The 21351-nt window shown below is 44.0% G+C and carries 14 protein-coding genes; 13 read left to right on the top strand and 1 reads right to left on the bottom strand.

Annotation, left to right across the window (positions count from 1 at the left end; genetic code table 11):
* From H5185_RS14605 to H5185_RS14665, 13 genes are all read left to right on the top strand, one after another.
* On the top strand, window positions 1–3824 hold a 3824-nt coding region (locus H5185_RS14605; protein ID WP_310741670.1), incomplete at its 5' end, for a DUF6701 domain-containing protein.
* Window positions 3825–4016: 192 nt separating this feature from the next.
* Window positions 4017–5066, top strand: coding sequence for a rod shape-determining protein (locus H5185_RS14610; protein ID WP_011639153.1), 1050 nt, complete (start codon window positions 4017–4019; stop codon window positions 5064–5066).
* A gap of 63 nt (window positions 5067–5129) precedes the next feature.
* Window positions 5130–6125, top strand: coding sequence for a rod shape-determining protein MreC (gene mreC, locus H5185_RS14615; RefSeq protein WP_124015313.1), 996 nt, complete (start codon window positions 5130–5132; stop codon window positions 6123–6125).
* A complete protein-coding gene (mreD, locus tag H5185_RS14620) occupies window positions 6122–6613 on the top strand; it encodes a rod shape-determining protein MreD (RefSeq protein WP_124015312.1) in 492 nt (163 codons plus the stop codon). The genes mreC and mreD overlap by 4 nt, the downstream gene beginning before the upstream one ends.
* 55 nt (window positions 6614–6668) lie before the next feature.
* Complete coding sequence (locus H5185_RS14625) at window positions 6669–7256, top strand: nucleoside triphosphate pyrophosphatase (protein ID WP_182742457.1); 588 nt, start codon at window positions 6669–6671, stop codon at window positions 7254–7256.
* Window positions 7257–7337: 81 nt separating this feature from the next.
* A complete protein-coding gene (gene rng, locus H5185_RS14630) occupies window positions 7338–8828 on the top strand; it encodes a ribonuclease G (RefSeq protein WP_124015310.1) in 1491 nt (496 codons plus the stop codon).
* Complete coding sequence (locus H5185_RS14635; RefSeq protein ID WP_182742458.1) at window positions 8828–13108, top strand: YhdP family protein; 4281 nt, start codon at window positions 8828–8830, stop codon at window positions 13106–13108. The genes rng and H5185_RS14635 overlap by 1 nt, the downstream gene beginning before the upstream one ends.
* Window positions 13032–13862, top strand: coding sequence for a carbon-nitrogen hydrolase family protein (locus tag H5185_RS14640; protein WP_182742459.1), 831 nt, complete (start codon window positions 13032–13034; stop codon window positions 13860–13862). The genes H5185_RS14635 and H5185_RS14640 overlap by 77 nt, the downstream gene beginning before the upstream one ends.
* 66 nt (window positions 13863–13928) lie before the next feature.
* A complete protein-coding gene (tldD, locus tag H5185_RS14645) occupies window positions 13929–15377 on the top strand; it encodes a metalloprotease TldD (protein WP_124015307.1) in 1449 nt (482 codons plus the stop codon).
* 199 nt (window positions 15378–15576) lie between these two features.
* Entirely contained in the window at window positions 15577–17010 is a 1434-nt protein-coding gene (locus tag H5185_RS14650; RefSeq protein WP_235781715.1) for a TolC family protein, read from the top strand.
* Entirely contained in the window at window positions 17000–17989 is a 990-nt protein-coding gene (locus H5185_RS14655; protein ID WP_182742460.1) for an HlyD family secretion protein, read from the top strand. The genes H5185_RS14650 and H5185_RS14655 overlap by 11 nt, the downstream gene beginning before the upstream one ends.
* Before the next feature lie 12 nt (window positions 17990–18001).
* Entirely contained in the window at window positions 18002–19171 is a 1170-nt protein-coding gene (locus H5185_RS14660; RefSeq protein WP_182742461.1) for an ABC transporter permease, read from the top strand.
* Complete coding sequence (locus tag H5185_RS14665; RefSeq protein ID WP_182742462.1) at window positions 19171–20316, top strand: ABC transporter permease; 1146 nt, start codon at window positions 19171–19173, stop codon at window positions 20314–20316. Before H5185_RS14660 ends, H5185_RS14665 begins: the two co-directional genes overlap by 1 nt.
* 202 nt (window positions 20317–20518) lie before the next feature.
* Here H5185_RS14665 and H5185_RS14670 read toward each other — a convergent pair whose 3' ends face one another.
* Window positions 20519–21031, bottom strand: a complete 513-nt coding sequence (locus tag H5185_RS14670; protein ID WP_124015303.1) for a hypothetical protein — start codon at window positions 21029–21031, stop codon at window positions 20519–20521.
* Between the last annotated feature and the right edge of the window lie 320 nt (window positions 21032–21351).

Below are 21351 nucleotides of genomic sequence, written 5' to 3' on the forward strand. Positions count from 1 at the left end.
CGGTCATCAATGGGCGAGTTTCTTCTCGTTATTTAGAAATGAACTCTTCTTCTTCCATTATTGATTCCAAGTCATCCGGATTGGCTTTTCATATTCAATATGGCAAGTCATCTGTGAGTTCAGGTATTACATCCAAAAGTGTGGTGTTTGATGAGCCATTTCAAACTGGCGTTGTACCGTTAGTCTTTGTGATGCCGACTGTGTCAGAAAATAACACTGTTGCCAACGATGGCCCTCAAAGTGTGTTTTTATCTTCAATCAGTGAAAGCGGTTTTACTTGGGAGCGAAAATCGCCTGCTGGTAATAATGTCCCTGTGGCCGATATGCCAGAAGTGCACTGGATTGCAGTGACCCAGGGGCAATTTGATTTAACCAATGGCACTAAATTAATGGCTGGTTCTGTATTACAAAATAAGGCCTTAGTTGGCTCGAACAATCAATATATCAGCGTATTTTTACCCAGTACCCAAGATGTGGTGCTTAACCAACTACAAACCCAAAATAATAATTGCTGGTTAACCAGCACATCGCAATTTACCTCAAGTGGTGTCGAACTTGCGATGGATACTTCTGAAGTGACCAGTAACTCAGGGAAATGCGAGCCGAGTAAATTAAATGCCAATAATTTACAATATGAAAAAATTGCCTACTTATCAGTAACGTCTGGCAGTGGCCCGCTAGTGCTGGAAGGTAAAAATGTCAATTATCATTTTGGTCGTTCGACCACCTTTAAGACAAATGTGAACAATACCCAAGACGTCAATTTTCAATGTACTAATTTACTCACACCATTAAATGGTTTTACTAGTGTGCCAACATTGGTAGCCAGTAAAAACAGTCGTTTGGGTGGTGATGGTGGTTGGTTAAGACGCTGTAAATTGACCAGTAACTCAGTCAGTATGGTTAATGATGAAGATACCTTCAGTGATAGTGACCGTAGTCACGTGTGGGAAAACTATAGTTTTATTGCCATAGAAAAACTCGCCCCTGTGCGCCAGTGTTTTACTGATAATTTTGAACGGGCAAGCTTAGGCAGTGACTGGGTTGTGGCTCAAAGTTCGGGTAACTTTACCCCTTCAATAGTTAACGGCCGCTTACGACAAACTGAAGCGAGAACTAACCAAGCAACATCGACAACTTATCAGCGTTTATTTCCTGCGGTTAATAATAAAGTCGAAATTGAGTTTGATCATTATGCCTATGGTGGTAACGGTGCCGACGGTATTGCTTTTGTATTATCCGATGCTGCTATTACCCCGCAGCCTGGCTCTGCTGGTGGTCCAATGGGATATGGTGCACGTTCTAATGTGAATGGTTTTGCTGGTGGCTGGCTAGGTTTCGGGATTGACGAGTACGGTAACTTTTCTGCTGAAGGTGGTCCTAGCGGTCCAGGCCGACGTCCACAATCGGTATCGATTCGAGGTTCAGGTTCTGGTACTTCTGGTTACCCTTATTTACGCGGGACTTGTAGTAATGGCACCACTAATACCGGTAGTTGCTTATCTCCGAAAGTGGATAACAATAATGTTTCACCTGCGCATCGGTACCGTATTACTGTTGACTCATTACTCCCTAATCAATCAATCGTTAAGGTTGAACGCAATAGTGGTAGCGGTTTTGTTGAAATTATTCCCGCATTTAATGCTGCCGGCATCTCTTCACAAGCTGCGATACCGGAGAACTTTTTGTTGTCGTTAACGGGATCAACTGGCGGATCCACTAATAATCATGAAATTGATAATGTTGAGATTTGTGCGCTCAACTCCAGCCCTATTGGAGTACAAATTGATCATTTTGAGTATTCCTATTCTGGTCAAGGGATCACTTGTGCACCCAAAACATTATCTATTAAAGCCTGTGCTAACGCAGATTGCAGTGCGACTGTGCCTGATACTGTCACTGCGACGCTCAGCCCTGCAACAGTGACAGGCGTTGGCGGTTGGGTTGGAGGCAATGTGGTAACGTTTACTGGGGGGCAAAAATCAGATTTACAGCTAAGACATAATACTCCCGGCACTGTGACTTTAGGTGTCACCGGGTCTACGCCAAGCACTAAAGCATTCAGTAAAACCTTGTGCCGTGTTAATGGCAGTGTCGCAAGCGAGGCTAACTGTAATTTAGTTTTTGCCGATAGCGGTTTTATTTTTGAGGTACCGGATAAGTTGGCCAACAAACCAACAGGTAATATTTCTATTAGTGCAGTGAAAAAATCGGATAGTACTCTGCAATGTATCCCAACGTTTGCTAGCATCACCAAAAACGTCGGTTTTTGGAGTACCTATATTGAGCCGACGACTCCAATTAGTGGTCAATCAGTAACAGTGAATAATACCGTGGTAGGTAAGCAGAGTAGCGCCGCAACCACGCTTGCGTTGGCATTTGATGCACAAGGAAAAGCCAATATTAACGTCAACTATCCAGATGCAGGAAAAATGCAGCTAGATGCAAAGTATACTGGCACAGGTGATGAACAAGGCTTGGTAATGGTTGGTTCCGATCCGTTTGTTAGCTTTCCGGTAGGTTTATGCGTTACCCCCAAAGAGAGTGTTGCAGAGTGTTCTGCAAGTATTAGTAGTACGTGTAATCGATATAAAAAAGCTGGCGAGCCATTTGAATTAATTATTCAAGGTAAAGCATGGCAAGCGGATGGTGATACAAACTACTGCGATAATATAAATACCCCTAATTATGTCCATAACAATATAGCATTAGGCAATCAAATCATTTCACCATCGGATGGTGTGCTAGGTGCTGTAGGTACGACGGCATATAATCATGTTGCGCAAACCACGAGCAGTAATACCGTGTCGCAGACAGTGACGGAAGTGGGCGTGTTTAAGTTTACCGCTGATCCACCGAGCGAATATTTAGGCTCAAGCTTTTATAATATTCCACAGGCGGCATCGCCTAATATAGGGCGCTTTGTACCCGACCGCTTTGTTGTGAGTAGCTCGAGTGTGCTGCCATCTTGCGGCAGCTTTAGCTATATGGATCAACCTTTTGCTCTCGCCTTAACCTTAGATGCAGTCAATACTGGCACTTATGTCACTCAGAACTATCAAGGCGCCTTTGCTAAAGCGAGTGCAAGCTTAGTGGGTGAAGATGCCAATAATGGCATTGATTTAAGCAGCCGATTAAGTGTTTTACCGGTTAATGCTGGCTCTTGGGTTTTGGGCCAAGCAAACGTAGGATTATCTTATCAAGCTAGTTTCAATCGTACAGTGGCCCCTGGTGTGGATGGCCCATTTAGTCAATTAGCTATCGGTGTACAAGCCTTTGATAACGATGGTAGTGTGTCGTTTATTGCATCAGCTGATATGCGCGCAGACAGCAGTGGTATTTGCGCCGACAGCAACAACTGCAACGCCAAACGATTATCGACGCAAGACTTACGCCACGGCAGAGTTGTAATGGATAATACTTATGGTCCTGAAAATGAAGTATTAGACATGCCAACCTATGCCCAGTATTGGAATGGCAGTAGCTGGGTAACGAATACTGGCGATAGCTGTACTCAAGTTATCGTTCCGCTTGACGGCAGTGAAATATACGCGCCATTATTAGCGTCTGATCAGGTCGTGACTCGTACCAATAATGGCGCATTAGTTAACAACGGCCAGTCAACCTTGTTATGGCAAAACAAAGGTTCTACAGCATATCGAGGTCAGGTGACTGCCCCGTTAAAAGTAGAGCCATGGCTTCAGTGGTATTGGAATTGGGACCAAGCAAGTCCGGCCCAGCTTTATGACCCAAGAGCAAGTGCCTTCTTTGGTCGTTACCGAGGCCATGATAGGATCATTTATTGGCGTGAGGTGGGGCAATAATATGCATGAAAAAGCATCAAATTTGGGCTTTTTTGATTTAAAACTGCGCGGATGTTGATTTTTTCACAGCTTTTACAAAAAAAAACGCTAGATTAGCAATTGTTAACCTGTTCGGTATTGTAGAATGGGGGTGTCATTGATAAAGTTAGCTGATTTTTCTTCTTCTGACTCAACAGAATACAGGCCTGATACATGTTCAAAAAGTTGCGCGGCATTTTTTCTAACGACCTATCGATCGATTTAGGTACGGCAAACACTCTTATTTATGTTCGCGATGAAGGTATCGTGTTGAACGAACCCTCAGTGGTTGCCATTCGTGGCGAACGCAATAGCAATGGGCCAAAGTCAGTTGCTGCAGTTGGCAGAGAAGCAAAACAAATGCTAGGCCGAACGCCTGGTAATATTCAAGCTATTCGGCCGATGAAAGACGGCGTAATTGCTGATTTCTATGTGACTGAAAAAATGCTTCAGCACTTTATTAAGCAAGTGCATAACAACAGTTTCTTTCGTCCAAGTCCTCGTGTTCTGGTGTGTGTGCCAGTAGGCGCGACTCAAGTTGAACGCCGCGCCATCCGCGAGTCCGCTATGGGTGCAGGTGCTCGTGAAGTGTACTTGATCGAAGAGCCTATGGCAGCAGCAATTGGTGCTGGTTTGCCGGTATCTGAAGCGACAGGTTCAATGGTTGTTGATATCGGTGGCGGTACTACCGAAGTGGCGATTATTTCGTTAAACGGTGTAGTGTATTCTTCATCGGTACGTATTGGTGGTGACAAGTTTGACGATGCGATTATTAATTATGTTCGCCGTAATTACGGTAGCTTAATTGGTGAAGCAACGGCTGAGCGTATCAAGCATACCATAGGCACAGCATACCCAGGTGACGAAGTACTTGAGATTGAAGTGCGTGGTCGTAACCTTGCTGAAGGTGTACCAAGAAGCTTCACCTTAAACAGCAATGAAATTTTAGAAGCATTACAAGAGCCATTATCTGGTATTGTCAGTGCGGTAATGGTTGCCCTTGAGCAATCACCACCAGAACTGGCCTCAGACATATCTGAGCGTGGCATGGTATTGACTGGTGGTGGTGCATTACTACGTGACTTAGACCGTTTATTAATGCAAGAGACAGGAATCCCGGTGATGGTTGCCGACGACCCATTAACCTGCGTTGCTCGTGGTGGCGGTAAAGCCCTTGAAATGATTGATATGCACGGTGGTGATTTGTTCTCTGAAGAGAACTAATTATCATCTGCTGAGCGGCTTTGTTAATGGCATTTTATGGGTTAACAGAGTTGCGAACACTTTATGAAACCAATTTTCGTTCGTGGCGTCTCTAGTCAATTCCGACTGACACTGGCAATTATTTTGTCGGTGGCATTGCTGATGACTAATTACCGTCTTGACCCTGTTCGCCAGTCGTTATCCTCATTATTAAGCCCACTGCAGTTTTTGGCCAATGTGCCAGGTATGATGCTCGACTGGTCTGCCGAAGCCTTTGCCACGCGTAATATGCTCGAACTGCAAAACAAAGAACTCTTACGCCAACAACTGGTGATGTCAGAACGTTTACAGCGTTTTGAACATGTCCGCCAAGAAAATGAGCGTTTACGCGCATTACTTGGTTCTCCTGTGCACATGGATTCTCGTAAAATGGTCGCTGAAGTCATGGAAGTTGCCAGCGATCCTTTTCGGCAGTTTGTAGTGTTAAATCATGGTTTACAGAACGGCGTTTATGTCGGTCAGCCAGTGGTGGATGCCAAAGGCGTTGTTGGGCAGGTGACTGAAGTGAGTGAGTTTACTAGTCGCGTGTTGATGGTGTCAGATAGCACTCATGGTATTCCGGTGCGTGTTACTCGTAACGATGTGCGGGCAATTGCCAACGGTACCGGTGATATCGACCAAATTGAATTACGCAATGTGGCTAAAAGTACTGACATTATTGTGGGTGATTTATTGGTAACGTCAGGTTTGGGAAATCGTTTTCCTGAGGGATATCCCGTCGCTCGTGTTATCAGTGTATCGCGTGATGATGGTCAGAGTTATGCCGTTATTAATGCCCAGCCCTTAGCTGCGCTTGATCGTATTCGGTATGTTTTGCTTATTTGGCCTGATGAAACCAAACCTTTTACGTTGCCTGCTGAGGTCCAAGGGCTGATGAACGAGGCGGCTGATAATGCTGCAACGAATGGTGAAACGGAAACCATACCTAACCAGACTAGTGATAATGCATCGTCATCTCAAGTTGGTACTCCGCCTTCACAAACAACGACTTCACCAACAGTAAGCGAGGAAAACCAATGAGCGCGCACATTGCTAATGGTCGCTTAGTGGTATGGCTGACTTTATTTATTGGTATGATGTTTCAGATCATGCCGCTACCGGAAGTGGTCGAAGCATGGCGACCAGACTGGCTCCTTATGGTCATGATGTATTGGGCGATGGCGTTACCGCATCGTTACAGTATTCTCACTGCGTGGTTGCTAGGGGTCATGCTTGATGTGTTATTGGGGGCCCATTTAGGCATCCGTTCACTCGCATTGTCGTTAGTGATTTATATTGTCGTGTTGTTGTCTCAACAGTTACGTAACTATCCTCGCTGGCAACAATCATTACTCCTAGCATGTTTTATCTGTATTTATCATTTGGTGATATTTTGGATTCAGTTTGTTGTTGTCGGTGCGACACCATTTGATGTTGAGATGTTTTTACCCGCTATTTCGAGTTTATTTATTTGGTGGTGGGTGTTCTGGGTTCTGCGTAACATGCGCCGCCATTACAAAGTACGTTAATCAATCTGATAACGTAAGAATTGTTTTAATGTACACTAATAAGAGTAACTAACCGATGGCATGGGTACTGGCTTCAACATCACCAAGAAGAAAAGAATTACTGGCGCAAGCTGGCTTTAGTCAGGCAGATTTCTCATTTCAGCTAGTCGCACCCGATATCGATGAAACCCCCCGGTTAACTGAAACTCCACAACAATATGTGTGCCGTTTAGCCGTTGAAAAAGCCCAAGCGGGTTTAGCCCTGAGTGGCCATATTATCGCCCCAAAAGTACTCGGTTCAGATACAATAGTGGTATTGAACGATCAAATCCTCGGTAAGCCAATAGACCAAGATGATGCCAAGCGTATGTTGACATTATTATCTGGTAAAACTCATGAAGTGATGACCGCGGTGGCGTTAACAGATGGTGAGCAAACCTTTAGCCGCCTGTGTCGAACCCAAGTCAGCTTTTGTGACTTATCTGCTGCCGACATAGACGCTTATGTGGCATCGGGCGAACCAATGGATAAAGCTGGCGCATATGGCATACAAGCTTTGGGTGGCTGTTTTGTTCAATCAATTAGTGGCAGTTATTCCGCCGTCGTTGGTTTACCGCTTGTAGAAACGCGTGAATTATTAGCCTGCATGATGCAGCAAACTTAACTTTTGCTTTAATCGGTCATCTACGGTGGTGCAACTGCTGTCAACATTACGATTGGAGCATGACCCAGATACTGGTGGCCTATGAACATAAAAACTCAACGTAAAAAAGGCACAGAATTACTCATTAATGTCACGCCAACAGAAGCGCGTGTAGCATTAGTCGAGCATGGTGTTTTACAAGAAGTGCATATTGAACGTCGCATGAAGCGAGGTTTGGTCGGCAATATCTATAAAGGTAAAATCAGCCGTGTACTTCCAGGCATGCAAGCCGCATTTGTTGATATTGGCTTAGACAAAGCCGCCTTTTTACATGCTTCCGATATTGTTCCGCATACTGAATGTGTTGCCGATGTTGAAAAAGGTAACTTTGTGGTGCGCGATATTGCCGAGCTTGTTCGTCAGGGCCAAGACATTATGGTGCAAGTGGTCAAAGACCCGCTTGGCACTAAAGGCGCCCGCCTCACTACCGACATTACTTTACCTTCCCGCTATTTAGTTTTTATGCCTGGTTCTAGCCATGTTGGCGTATCGCAACGCATTGAACTGGAAGAAGAGCGCCAACGCCTCAAAAATATTACCCTTCCTTATGTTGATGATGATGGCGGTTTTATTATTCGCACAGCCGCTGAAAATATTGGTGAAGATGAGCTGGCTCAAGATGCAGCATTTTTGCGCCGAGTGTGGGCCAAAGTCAGCGAACGTCGCAAGCGGAAAGGGGTGATATTACTCTATCAAGACTTAGCGTTACCGGTACGGATTATTCGTGACTTTGTGGGAACAGAGCTTGATCATATTCAAGTTGACTCACGCCGTACATATGCTGAACTTCAACAGTTTGTGCAAGAGTTTATGCCTGAGATTGCTAACAAAATTGAGCATTATGCCGGGCCAGCGCCTATTTTTGAATTGTATGATGTTGAAAATGAAGTTCAACGCGCTTTAGGTCGCAAAGTTGAACTCAAATCGGGTGGATATTTAATTATTGATCAAACCGAAGCTATGACCACAGTCGACATTAATACCGGTGCATTTGTAGGTCATCGTAATTTAGAAGAAACCATATTTAATACTAACCTTGAAGCCACTCAAGCGATTGCAAGACAGCTGCGATTACGTAATTTGGGTGGGATTATCATTATCGATTTTATTGATATGTTAAGTAAGGAACATCAAGCACGGGTGTTAGAAAGTTTAAATGCGGCCTTGGCGTTAGATAGAGTCAAAACCAGCGTGAGTGGTTTTTCTGGCTTGGGTTTAGTTGAAATGACCCGTAAACGTACCCGCGAAAGTTTAGAGCATGTGGTATGCGGTGAGTGTCCATCTTGTAAAGGCACTGGCACCATGAAAACGATTGAAACTGTGTCGTATGAGATTTTTCGCGAAATTATTCGATTAGATCGAGCTTATAAAGCCGATGAGTTTTTATTGTATTGCTCACCGGCTGTGTACATGAGTTTTAGCGGCGATGAATCACATTTGTTGGCAGAATTAGAAGTCTACATCGGTAAACGTATTCGTTTGCAAAATGAACCGTTATACATTCAAAGTAAATATGATGTGGTGATGATGTAGTGTCGACAACTCGTACGGGAACGATCAACAGAGTATTTTGGCAGATTTTGGCTATTACACTGGTGCTTTTTGCATTGGCGGTGAGCCTTATTCGTGGTTTATTGCCTCATATTCCTGAAGTCCGTACTGAGTTAATTGATTATCTTGATAGTGAGTACCAACTGCATGTGCAGATGGATAAACTCAGTGCTGAATGGCAAGCATTTGGGCCTGCATTGACCATTAACAATTTAGTCCTACCGCCACAGGATAATCTGCCAATTACAGTTGTCAGCAACAATGTGCATATCAAACTCGATTTTTGGCAGTCGCTACTAACCTTGAGCCCGCAGGTTGAAACCGTTGTATTTGATGGTCTTAAGGTGGCGCTCAATCTCGATCAGTTAACTGCTACTGACGATAATACCAAGCCTAGCGATAAAGCCACTCTTGACTGGTTATATGCCCTGTTATTGGAGCAATTAGGTCATTTTTCAATAACCGATGCCTCCCTGCAACTGGTGAGTAAACAGCATGATTATCGGCCGATTTTTATCGATAATTTATTATGGCAAAACAGCACTAATCGTCACCAAGCACAAGGCATCATCTATGTTGATCCACAGCAGTCAAAGCAAGAACAGTTAACGTTACGTATTGATCTTAGCGGTGATGGTTATCAAGCGGATACTATAGCTGGTCAACTTTACGTGGCCGCAGACTCATTAGACTTAGGCAAATGGGCCTCTAGACAACATAACGCGCAAACAGACGCCGATAATATTGAGTTTCAAGGGGTCATAAATCTTGATGCATGGATGACGTTCGCGCATCGTCAAATTGAAGATGGCATACTGGTTTTTAAACCTAGCTGGTTACAATGGCAAGATGCGGACAGCCAGCAAAAGTTTGCAATCAATTCAGGTTCATTGCAATGGATCCCACAACCAGATGGTTGGCGAATCGACAGTCACAATTTAGATTTATCCACCAATGATCAAACTTGGCCATTACTCACCTTGGCTATTGGCAGTGGTGATGGTGATTTTTTTGGATATGCGAATCAAATTATCCCTACCTTGCTTAAGCCTATGTTGCCGTTAGTGCCAGGTTTAGGCATGCAGCAAGTACGCAGTTGGCAGCAGCTTAATCCTCAAGGAAAAATTGGCCCTATTCGGCTGTATAAACAGGCAGAAAAAGCCCTTATCGCTAAAGTTGAAGCACAGCAATTACAATGGCAGCCCTATGAGTCTATACCAGGTATCAGCCCTTTCGATGCCCAATTAACCTGGGCAAATAATCAACTTGAATTTAGCTTGCCTGAGCAAAAATACCAGCTCGATTTTAGCGATAATTTTAGTCAGCCAATAATACTTAATAGCAGTGCCGTCATGGGCCGATATGATGTTGGCCAGCAGCGCTTGACCGTGGCTAATATTGAATTGAGTAATAGTGATCTTACTCTGCAAGCGGGCCTTAATCTTGAGTTTGCTGAACAGACTCATATGGGATTAGCTGCTCACGTGACCATTAATGATGTGGCTCATCTTGGGCGATATTTTCCATTAATGGCGATGAGTCCAAACTTAATTAGCTACCTTAATGACGGCTTAGTCGCTGGGCAAGTGAATGATGCGCAGTTAGTCTGGCATGGGGATTTAGGTGGCTACCCCTATCAAGACAGCAGCGGAGTCTTTCAAGCCGCTTTTACTCTTAATAATGGCAATTTTAAGTTCCAACCTGATTGGCCTGCTGTGAGCGATCTTACTTTATCAGCCTTGTTTGAAAATGCGATGATGGATTTACATATTGATCAGGGCAAACTTGATGACGTTACGGTAGACGGCGCGCGAGTGTCTATTCCACATTTGGGGGAAGCGTCGTTGTTAAAGGTTGAAGCCGATATTAATACTGATGCTCAAGCTGCAACCAAAGTAATTAATGCTTCACCGTTACATGATTCTGTCGGGTCTACGTTAGACGTAGTGCAAATCCAACAACACATTAATACTCGATTGGATCTGGCGATTCCCTTATATGAAGGCGGCGAGCAACTCATTAAAGGTCAAGTCACATTTAATAATAACCCAGTGTTTATTGATACTCCCGGTTTAGATTTACAGGGGGTGACAGGGCAAGTGAGTTTTGTTAATCAAGTAATTGAAGGTAAAAATATTAAGGCTCGATTATTTCAACAGCCTCTCACGTTTAGCTTGAGTACCGGTAAGCGCAACAACAATATTGCATTAAATGTTGCGCTGAAAGGACGCTGGGATCTTGATGCCCTACCTGACAGTTTAGACAATCCACTGACTGAAACCTATCACGGAAACATGGACTGGAATGGCCAGTTAACTATGATTTTTGATCCTAGTGGCTACAGTTTACAAGTTTCTGCAAATTCCGATCTTGTAGGAACATCATTAGATTTACCTATCCCTTATGAAAAATCGGCAGCGGAACCGAAAACGCTCAGTGCAGAACTGATTGGCGATAACAAACAATCATCACTGAGCATTAAACTGGGTAATGATGTGGAGTTTTGGGGAGGATTTAATGCCGATAATGGCAGTCAACTGGCCTTTTATGATGTGATGATAGGTCGCCATTTTAGATTGGGTGACAGATTAAATAAGCAGTATGGGCACATACATGTAGATCTGCCTAAAGTTGACTTAGCGCAGTGGCTACCGCTGATTAATCGCTTTAGTGCGACAGCAGAACCTGAAGTCGTGACCTCTTTGATACGAGACCGTATTTTAACTGTCGCCGAGTTGCCTGATACTGAGTTGCAACAACCCATTTCGCCTGCGGTTGATGCTAACCTTGCGACTCCGGCATTTCCACCATTAGCGGGAATTCATGCCAATATTGGCCAATTAACGGTACTTGGGCAATCATTCGATAAATTGCATTTCGATGCTAAGCCAACCGAACATGTATGGCGCTTTGATGCTCAGTCACAACAGTTTGATGGCCGTATCGATTTTTATGCTAATTGGCGCGATCAAGGCATTAAAGTTGTCGCAAGCAAACTGCATTTATTGCCAACAGCCAGTGCAACAAAAAGTGATGATTTATCCCCGACTGTTATGCTACAAAATCTGCCTACGTTAGCGATAGATGTGGATGATTTTAGTGTAAATAATTTATCGCTCGGTCATTTAGTATTGCAAGGATTGCCCGTAGAACAAGGCTACCAATTCCAGACTCTTTCACTGACTAAGCCAACGGTAACATTGCAGGCAAATGGCTTATGGTCAGTTGATAATGGCACTGAAAAAACCTCGTTTGAGGTCAATTTACAGGCCGATAAGTTTGATGACCTCTCGACGATATTGAACATCAACCCTGGGCTAGAAGATGCGCCATTAGATCTCAATGGTCAGTTATCATGGCAAGGTGCACCTTATCATTTCATGCTCGATACACTTAACGGCCAGCTAAAATTTGAGTTAGGTAAAGGCCATTTATCGGAAATAAGCGATAAAGGTGCACGGGTATTTTCATTATTTAGTTTAGATTCATTATTACGCAAATTATCATTAGATTTCTCGGATGTGTTCGGTGAAGGCTTATACTTTAATCGCTTCAACGGCAACCTTGCGATTGATGATGGTGTAGTGAAAACCACAGATTCAGAAATGGATGCTATTGCGGGCAATATGCGCATACGCGGTTATACCGATCTCACCAGTCAAAGCTTAAATTATGATATTCGGTTTGTGCCGCAGCTTGCGTCGAGTGTACCAACCGTGGTGTTATTGAGCACCAGTGCATGGACTTTAGGTTTAGGGGCATTTGCCCTGACAAAAGTGTTAGAGCCTGTGATTGAAGTCATTTCTGAAATTCGTTTTCGAGTGACCGGCACCATGGACAATCCACAACTTGAAGAGCTTGAGCGTAAGAGTAAAGAAATTGAAATTCCACAAGCTATTTTACCGCAAGCCAATGAGTCGAGTGTTGAAACTCAGATTAAAACTGGAGTTGATTCTAATATCGAGCCCAAGCTTAAAAGTGATACCAAGGGCGAAAATGAAACTCAAGCCCCAGAGCATAATAGGCAAGATAATGTACCGCCCAATATCACAGGGGCAATTAGCTCAATACCAACGAATCAGGTTTCTCGAATGATAAAGGCGCAAATGTACACCGACGCTTTATCAAGGGACCAACACGCAGGCGAGTCACTGGCTCATGTCGTTTCGCTACCAGGAGTAAGAGATGCAAATCAGCTTATTACAATGCCAAAGCAGTCGCGATGTCCAAGCCAATCTCGCGTTTGTCGACTCGCAGCTTAAAGACTTACCTCGAGAAGCCAATGAACCACAATTAGTGGTGTTACCTGAGTGTTGTTTATTGTTTGGTGGCCACGAAAGCCAGCAGCTTGAATATGCAGGTAGCCAGGATCAAAGCGAACTTAAAAACGCGTTAGCTTCGATGGCTAAAAAGTATCAAGTGTATTTTATTGCCGGCACTATTCCTATGCGTGCCGATGATGGTCGAGTCTTCAGCCGTTGTTATTTTTTTGATGATCATGGCGTCACCCTAGGTCATTACGATAAACTGCATTTATTCGACGTTGAGGTGAGTGATAACACCAAAACCTATCGTGAAAGTGATACCTTTCATCCAGGCGATCATATTAGTGTGATTGATACTCCGTTTGGCAAAGTCGGCTTAGCCATTTGTTATGATATTCGCTTTGGCGACATGTTTCGGGCTTTACGTTTAGCTGGAGCAGATTATATTGCTCTACCTTCTGCATTTACCAAAGTGACTGGGGAAGCGCATTGGCAAGTGTTATTGCAAGCCAGAGCGATTGAAACTCAATGTTATTTATTGGGCGCAGGCCAATGGGGACAGCATAATCAAGGCAGTCGAGAAACATGGGGGCACAGTATGATTGTTGATCCATGGGGCAGAGTTATTGCTGAACGAGCGACGGAATGTGGCTGGGTACAGGCTAAAGTCGATTCAGCGGAATTACAGCGCATTCGTCAACAAATGCCGCTGATGGGCCATAATCGATTTAGAGAGCCACAGCTGAAATAATACTGGCTGAGCCACGACTAACACTGAATTCGCAGTACGCGTTACCAATTAATAAAGAGAATTTTAATGCCATTTTTAACCCAAGTAGAGCAGAGTTTATTGCAAGATGGATTAACCTTAGACGGATTGCAAGGTTACTTAAATACCATTCATCAACACAATATCGATTTTTCAGACCTGTATTTCCAAGGTAGCCGTCATGAGTCTTGGGTTTTAGAAGATGGCATAGTCAAAGAAGGCAGTTTCCACATTGAGCGTGGTGTGGGGGTACGTGCTATTAGCGGTGAAAAAACCGGTTTTGCTTATGCCGACGAGATTACTCCAGCCGCTCTTGATGCCGCAGCGAAAGCCGCCCGTGGCATTGCCAGTGCCGGTGAGCAGCACAAGGTACAAGCCTTTAAGCGTCAAGCGGCACATAAACTCTATGACAGTGCCGATCCAATTGCGGCTATGGACGAAGTGAAGAAAATCGACTTGTTAAAGCAAGCCGATGCGTATATCCGTAGTTTAGACAGCCGTATTATTCAGGTTGTGGTTAGTTTATCTGGCGTACATGAGGAAATATTGATCGCTGCCAGTGACGGTACATTGGCCGCAGATATTCGTCCATTAGTGCGTTTTAACTGTAGTGTTATTTTAGAAGACAACGGCAAGCGTGAACGCGGTAGTGCCGGTGGTGGTGGTCGTCACGATTACAGTGCCTTCTTAGCCACAGATGAAACTGGCTTACCACAGAGTTTTGAATTTGCTCGTGAAGCAGTGCGCCAAGCTCAAGTGAATGTTAATGCCATTGATGCTCCAGCAGGTGAAATGACCGTAGTGTTGGGTAACGGTTGGCCTGGTGTGTTATTGCACGAAGCGGTAGGTCATGGCTTAGAAGGTGACTTTAATCGCAAAGGTAGCAGCGCCTTTAGCGGTAAAATGGGCCAGCAAGTGGCATCGACATTAGTCACCATAGTCGATGATGGTACATTGGAAAATCGTCGTGGTTCATTAAGTATCGATGATGAAGGCGTGCCAACTCAAAAAACCACTTTGATTGAAAATGGTATTTTAACCGGCTACATGCAAGATAAGTTAAATGCGCGCTTAATGGGACAATTGCCTACGGGTAATGGTCGCCGCGAATCTTATGCTCATTTACCTATGCCACGGATGACGAATACTTATATGAATGCCGGTGAATCAGACCCTGCAGACATTATCAAGTCAGTGAAGAAAGGCATCTATGCGCCCAACTTTGGTGGCGGTCAAGTCGATATCACTTCAGGTAAGTTTGTGTTCTCAGCTTCTGAAGCTTATTTGATTGAAGATGGTGAGGTAACTCAGGCAATTAAAGGTGCAACTTTAATTGGTAATGGCCCTGAAGCCATGGGATTAATTTCCATGGTTGGTAATGACTTAGCTCTAGATAAAGGCGTAGGCGTGTGCGGTAAAGACGGACAAAGCGTGCCTGTTGGCGTGGGGCAACCAACATTGAAAATTGATCGTCTAACGGTTGGCGGTACAGCTTAAACGTTAGCCTATTTAGCCGTAAGTAGCCGGCTTACTGAGTGTTATGACTTGGTAAGCCGTTGTATATTTAAGGCTTATTTTGATAGTCTTGTTTATTTAAGGATATGTATAGTCAGGTTAATAATCTATGTGGCTGTGAAAATAACTGTTTTAAGTTATACTTCATCAAGGAATTAGAGTATTAACTCTAGAGGTGTTTATGGTTGCAAAGCGTCATAGTAGTCCACATAGCCAGAGGCGATTGAGCTTGGTGTTGTGTTCGAGTGTTTTTTTTGTTCATCTCAGTGTTTTCGCTGAGCCCATTACGTTTAGCAATGCTTGGCAGCAATTAACCCAAGTAAGCGATCATCTGCAAGCCAAAACCCAGCATGTTAACCGCGCCAAAGCCGAAGAAGACGCTGGTGATGCACTGAATTTCCCATCGTTGAATATTGCCGGTAGTTATACCCGTCTTGAAAAACCGATTGAACTTGACCTCAATGATCTTAATCCACTTGCCTCGCTTGATAGCAGTACCTTACCGCCAGCGCTTGGCGGTGCCCTAGCCAGTATTCCTAGTTCATTGTTTGTTACCCCTTTTACTGAGCAAGATGTATTTCGTGCTAGTTTGCAAGCCATGTGGCCGATTTACACTGGTGGTAAAATTACTGCTGCGCAAGGGATACATGCAGCACAAGTTTCTGAAACTGAACAAGAGTTGGCCCTAGCTCGGCGGGAGTTATTTCTGCAGTTAGTTGATCGTTACTATGCGGTGTCGGTGACAAAAACCTTAGTTGATACTCAAAATCAGTTGGTAGATTCGTTAGCGTTACATGTCAGCCATGCACAAAAATTGGAGCAACAAGGGCAAATAGCCAAAGTTGAACGCTTAAATGCCCAAGTCGCGTTAGAAAATGCCAAGGTCAATAGGGGTAAAAGCCAGCGTCAATATGAAATGGCCGAAATAGCTTTAGCGCGGATGTTGCATATTCCCTCAGTCGATCCTATTTCAGCGCTGTTTTTACTGGAACAGCAACCGTCATTGCCACAACTTAGCCAGCTGACGTTAACTCAGCATCCGGCATTAAAACTGCTTGAGGCTAAAGAAGCTCAAGCCAATGGCTTAGTGGACCTAGAAAAGGGCAGTTATTACCCCACAGTGTATTTATACGGTAACTATACCTTGTATGAAGATGACAGCTTATTTTCACAAGTGGAACCTGATTGGATGGTAGGTGTGGGCATGAGCATACCGCTGATAAGCCGTGATGGGCGCAGTGGTAAAGTACAAGCCGCCAAAAGTGCTTTATTGCAAGCTCGATACACTAAAGCACAAACCAAGCAGGATTTAAGTTTACTGATCGATCAAAGTTATCGGCAAATGCTGCAAGCTAAAGAAGAAGCCGATGCGCTGAATACGTCGTTAGCGTTAGCGACTGAAAATTTACGTTTACGAGAGTTATCTTTCAATCAAGGCTTATCCACATCAATTGATAGGATCGATGCAGAGTTAAGCTTAACGGCGGTTAAAACTCAGCAATTAGGGGCTAAATATCGCTATATTCAAGCCTATGCCAAAGTGATGGCCATTAGTGGTCAAGTCGATGAATTTATTAACCGAACTCAACTTCAGGGGGCTGCTTATGCGGGCTAACAAGATCATCGCGGTCATTGCATTCGTGTTACTTATATTACTGTTAGGCTATGGCGTCATGCTGGCCTTTACGCCGCAACCGGGCGTGTTACAAGGGCAAATAGAAGCTCGTGAATACAACATATCTTCTAAAGTGCCAGGGCGGGTAGAGCAGGTCTTAGTGCGCAAAGGCGATCAGGTTGATGTGGGCGATATTTTGTTTGCCATCAGCAGTCCTGAATTGGATGCCAAGCTAGTGCAGGCTCAAGGTGGTCTAGAAGCCGCAACCGCAATGCAGCAACAAGCTAATAATGGCGCAAGACAACAACAAGTCACAGCCGCTAAAGAGCAATGGTTAAAAGCTCAAGCTGCCACCGAGCTTAGTCTAAAAACATATCAGCGCATTGAAAATCTATTTGATGAAGGTGTTGTTGCAAGGCAAAAGCGTGATGAAGCTTATACCCAATGGCAGGCCGCTAAATATACTGAACAGGCAGCCTATGCCATGTATCAAATGACCGACGAAGGCGCACGCGATGAAACCAAAGCGGCTGCGGCAGGCAAGACTCGTATGGCAGAAGGCGCAGTTAACGAGGTGAATGCAATTTTAGCTGATAGCCAAATGCGTTCACCTAAAAAAGCTGAGGTGAGTGAAGTACTGTTACAAGCAGGTGAGTTAGCACCGAGTGGCTTTCCGGTAGTGAGCATTATTGATATGAGTGATGCTTGGGCTGTATTACAAGTGCGAGAAGATCAATTATTACAATTTAAACAAGATCAAAGCGTGATGTTAGATATCCCCGCATTGCAGCAGCAAGTTGAATTTACCGTGTCGCACATCAGTGTGATGGGCAATTTTGCCACTTGGCGCTCCACTGAAAGTGGCCATGATTTTGATATGCGTACATTCGAGGTGGAACTGACACCTAAGCAGAAAATAGCCGATTTACGTGTTGGGATGTCGGTATTATTTCGCGCCGACAAGCTCAACGAACATTAATAAGGCTTGCTGATGAGGCATCTATTTCGGCGTGAATGGACAGTGTTATGGCATTCGCCTTGGCAACTCGCCTTGGTGAGCTATATTCCGCTCATCGGCGTACTTGCGCTGTGGTGGTTGTTCAGTGCAGGCTTGCCAAGACAGCTTCCGGTTGCCGTGGTTGACTTAGATAATAGCCAAATTAGTCGTATGCTTACCCGGCAATTATCGGCAAACGCCGTGGTTGCTCCTCGCGCATATGCTAATGAAGCATCAGCAATTGACGCTATGCGTAAAGTGGAAGTTTATGGTTTAGTTATTTTGCCTTATCAGCTTAACAAAGACCTATTAACATCCAAACAACCCACGATTGATATTCGCTATAACAGTCAATTTTTATTAGTTGGCAAGTTACTCTCTAGCCAACTACAACTCAGCCTTGCTGAGGGCTTAACGCATATTGGTGAAATAAATTTATTGCTCAAAGGAGCCAATAAAGCCACAGTCGATGTGAGTTTAACGCCTATTAGTAATCAAACCACGGCACTATTTAATCGCAATAATAACTATGTCGGATTTCTGGTTCCTCCTATATTGATTGCATTGTGGCAGTTGCTGTCGATGCTGGTTTTTGTCAATAGTGTTAATGCGGAACTGCTCCCGCAGGGTGAACGTAACTATTTGGCCAAAAATTTTTGGGCTAAGGTGTGGGTTAAAATCCTGTTCTACAGCCCCATTATGCTTATTCATGGTGGCTTTATTCTGCTGTGGTTATACCATTATTTGGCGATGCCGATAGCGGGTTCGTTATGGCTTTTGGTATTGGCGCAGATGTTCATGCTCATGGCGTTGTGGTTGATCGTGTTATTTATTTTTATGCTGATGCGTGACAGTGCACGGGTGGTCAGCTTTTGTACTGCCTTATTTGCACCTGCGTTTGCGTTTATGGGGATTACCTTTCCAGTTAATGATATGCCTTTATTGGCTAAATGGTGGCGCTTGATTATGCCATCAAGTCACTATATCGACTCTCATGTCAGTGTGGTGAGCTACGGGGTGAACTTGCCACAAGTGTTACTGCAAATCAGTTCATATTGGGGCTTTTTACTATTAATCCCTTTGCTTTATGTGTTGGGGCGTCATGCTCAGAAAATACCGCCTCAAGTTCCCGTGAGCAAGTCAATTAGTCTGGGAGTCAAGTGATGAACTTCTGGCAGTTAATGGTTGCAGAATGCAAAGCGATACTGGCTGATAAAGCCATAGTCGTGACCTTATTTGGTGGCGTGTTATTTTACTCAGTGCTTTATCCGTTACCGTATCTGCATCAGGTGCCGACAGAGCAGCAGATTGTGGTCGTTGATCATGATAATTCTTCTCTCAGCCGATTGGTGACACGTCATGCCGATGCCAGTGCCAAGATAAAAGTGCTCGCTAATGTAAACAGTATTGACCAAGCCCAAGCTTGGATTGATGCTGGTAAAGCGCATGGTTTATTGGTTATCCCAGCGGATTTTAGGCGTAATTTGTTATTGGGCAAAGGCGCGACATTAAGTTACGGCGGTGATGCGAGTTACTTTTTAATTTATTCTGCGATTGTTGAAGGCTTAGTTTCTGCAGGTATTGATGCCAGTAAACACGTGCAAATGATAGGTTTGCTCGCCCGTGGACAAAACCCAGAGTTAGCGCAGCAAGCTGTTAATTCTATCCATATTAATTCGGTGCCGGCTTTTAACCCAAGTTTGGGTTATACCCCCTATGTGGTACCGGGTTTATTTTTATTAATTTTGCATCAAACCTTATTAATTGGCACAGGTATTTTGGGCGCAGGCCAATGGGGTAAACAGGGCTACTGGCAGCAAGTCCGGCCGGTGACCTTAGTGCTTGCAAGGCTTAGTGTGTTTATGATGATTTATACATTATTCAGCAGTTTCTACTTAGGCGCTTGTTTTTATTGGTATAAAGTCAGCGTGGTTGCCTCTGTGATTGAAGTAGGCTTATTTATGTTGCCCTTTTTATTGGCTACGGGTTCGTTAGGTATTTATCTCAGTAGTTTGTTCCGCCGGCGTGAATTACCCACCCAATTGTATTTATTGGTCTCTATGCCAATTTTATTTGTGGCAGGATTTGTGTGGCCAATTGCGTTGATTCCACAGCCATTGGTAGTGGCATCGCAAGTTATTCCTGCTGTGCCAGCGATTATGGGGATGCTCGAGTTAAATCAATTAGGGGCAGGTTGGTCGGCCGTGTTGCCTAAATGGCTGCAATTATGGGGCCTATTCGCCGTTTTTGTCACTATGGCAATAGTGGCCATTGCACGTAAACAGCAAGATGTTAATACTCCATCATAGTATCGTGTGTAAACTTAGTATCGAGTGTAAATGACAAAAAGGCTGTAGCAGTTTCACGTTCTGTCAATCAATTCTGCTAACAAAAATAGACAGGTATCTTATTGATTTACCTGTCTATTGCTGCACACTCAGCAAGATGTACTAACAAAAAACTGTTTGGCTGATTGCATTGAACCGTGACGGTTTTTTGGTCTGGGTCCAATTACATCATTCCGTCTTGTGTGCTGGTTAATGATGCTTGTAAACGTTCAACGTTATGCTGATAAATACTGCTGTTATCCACTTTTGCCGCATATTTAAAATCAGCTAATGCACCTAATTTGTCATTATTGATTAACTTCATTATGCCGCGATTATTGTAGGCATAAGCACGCTCTACCATTGATGCAATTGCGACTTGAGTACGGGCACTTTTCACTGCAGCATCACAGGCTTTTTCGGCATTTTCCATGTCAGATAATTGCACGTAACCTGCACATAAGTTCACATTGCGAGAATAGTCATCCACTGTGTATTTACTTGCAGACAATGTTGCTGTGAGCCCTTGCTGAACATCACCAGATTGCAATGCGTTAACACCTGGTACATCTTCAATTAATACCATTTTGTAGGCATTGCTATTGATGTGATGGCCTTGTTCGTCAGCCATAACACTTGTCGATGCTGTCAGTATTAATGTGGCACTCATTAGGCCGTTAACTATGCTTTTTTTCATGATGTCGCTCCCTTAAACGTTTACGTAGCGCCGCGCTACAGATGAACTTTAGTCAAAAGGACTAAAGCCGACAAACGATAAAAAACGCATTAATAGATTAAAAAAATTCACTTATATCGACAAGTTAATCAAGCTTAGTGCAGTGATGGTGAGCGACTTAGGTATTTTATCGTGTTTATCTTGATTGATTGTTGCGATGCTTTATTTAACATCACTCAATAGATACTGCTGATTGGTGGCCTGTACTTTTGTTTATGACTTGGTGCCACAGTTAAGTTGTTGGCAAAAAGAGTCATTTATGCTGAGGTTTGCTTTTTTGG

Origin of the sequence: Shewanella sp. SG44-6, assembly GCF_014164185.1 — a bacterium.
Classification (GTDB): domain Bacteria; phylum Pseudomonadota; class Gammaproteobacteria; order Enterobacterales; family Shewanellaceae; genus Shewanella; species Shewanella vesiculosa.

Excerpts from the sequence above, each read along its gene's own strand:
- rng (WP_124015310.1), top strand. The coding sequence starts at position 7,338 with ATGAACATAAAAACTCAACGTAAAAAAGGCACAGAATTACTCATTAAT.
- H5185_RS14650 (WP_235781715.1), top strand. The coding sequence starts at position 15,577 with ATGGTTGCAAAGCGTCATAGTAGTCCACATAGCCAGAGGCGATTGAGC.
- H5185_RS14665 (WP_182742462.1), top strand. The coding sequence starts at position 19,171 with ATGAACTTCTGGCAGTTAATGGTTGCAGAATGCAAAGCGATACTGGCT.
- mreC (WP_124015313.1), top strand. The coding sequence starts at position 5,130 with ATGAAACCAATTTTCGTTCGTGGCGTCTCTAGTCAATTCCGACTGACA.
- H5185_RS14655 (WP_182742460.1), top strand. The coding sequence starts at position 17,000 with ATGCGGGCTAACAAGATCATCGCGGTCATTGCATTCGTGTTACTTATA.
- H5185_RS14610 (WP_011639153.1), top strand. The coding sequence starts at position 4,017 with ATGTTCAAAAAGTTGCGCGGCATTTTTTCTAACGACCTATCGATCGAT.
- H5185_RS14670 (WP_124015303.1), bottom strand. The coding sequence starts at position 21,031 with ATGAAAAAAAGCATAGTTAACGGCCTAATGAGTGCCACATTAATACTG.
- tldD (WP_124015307.1), top strand. The coding sequence starts at position 13,929 with ATGCCATTTTTAACCCAAGTAGAGCAGAGTTTATTGCAAGATGGATTA.
- H5185_RS14640 (WP_182742459.1), top strand. The coding sequence starts at position 13,032 with ATGCAAATCAGCTTATTACAATGCCAAAGCAGTCGCGATGTCCAAGCC.
- mreD (WP_124015312.1), top strand. The coding sequence starts at position 6,122 with ATGAGCGCGCACATTGCTAATGGTCGCTTAGTGGTATGGCTGACTTTA.
- H5185_RS14660 (WP_182742461.1), top strand. The coding sequence starts at position 18,002 with ATGAGGCATCTATTTCGGCGTGAATGGACAGTGTTATGGCATTCGCCT.
- H5185_RS14625 (WP_182742457.1), top strand. The coding sequence starts at position 6,669 with ATGGCATGGGTACTGGCTTCAACATCACCAAGAAGAAAAGAATTACTG.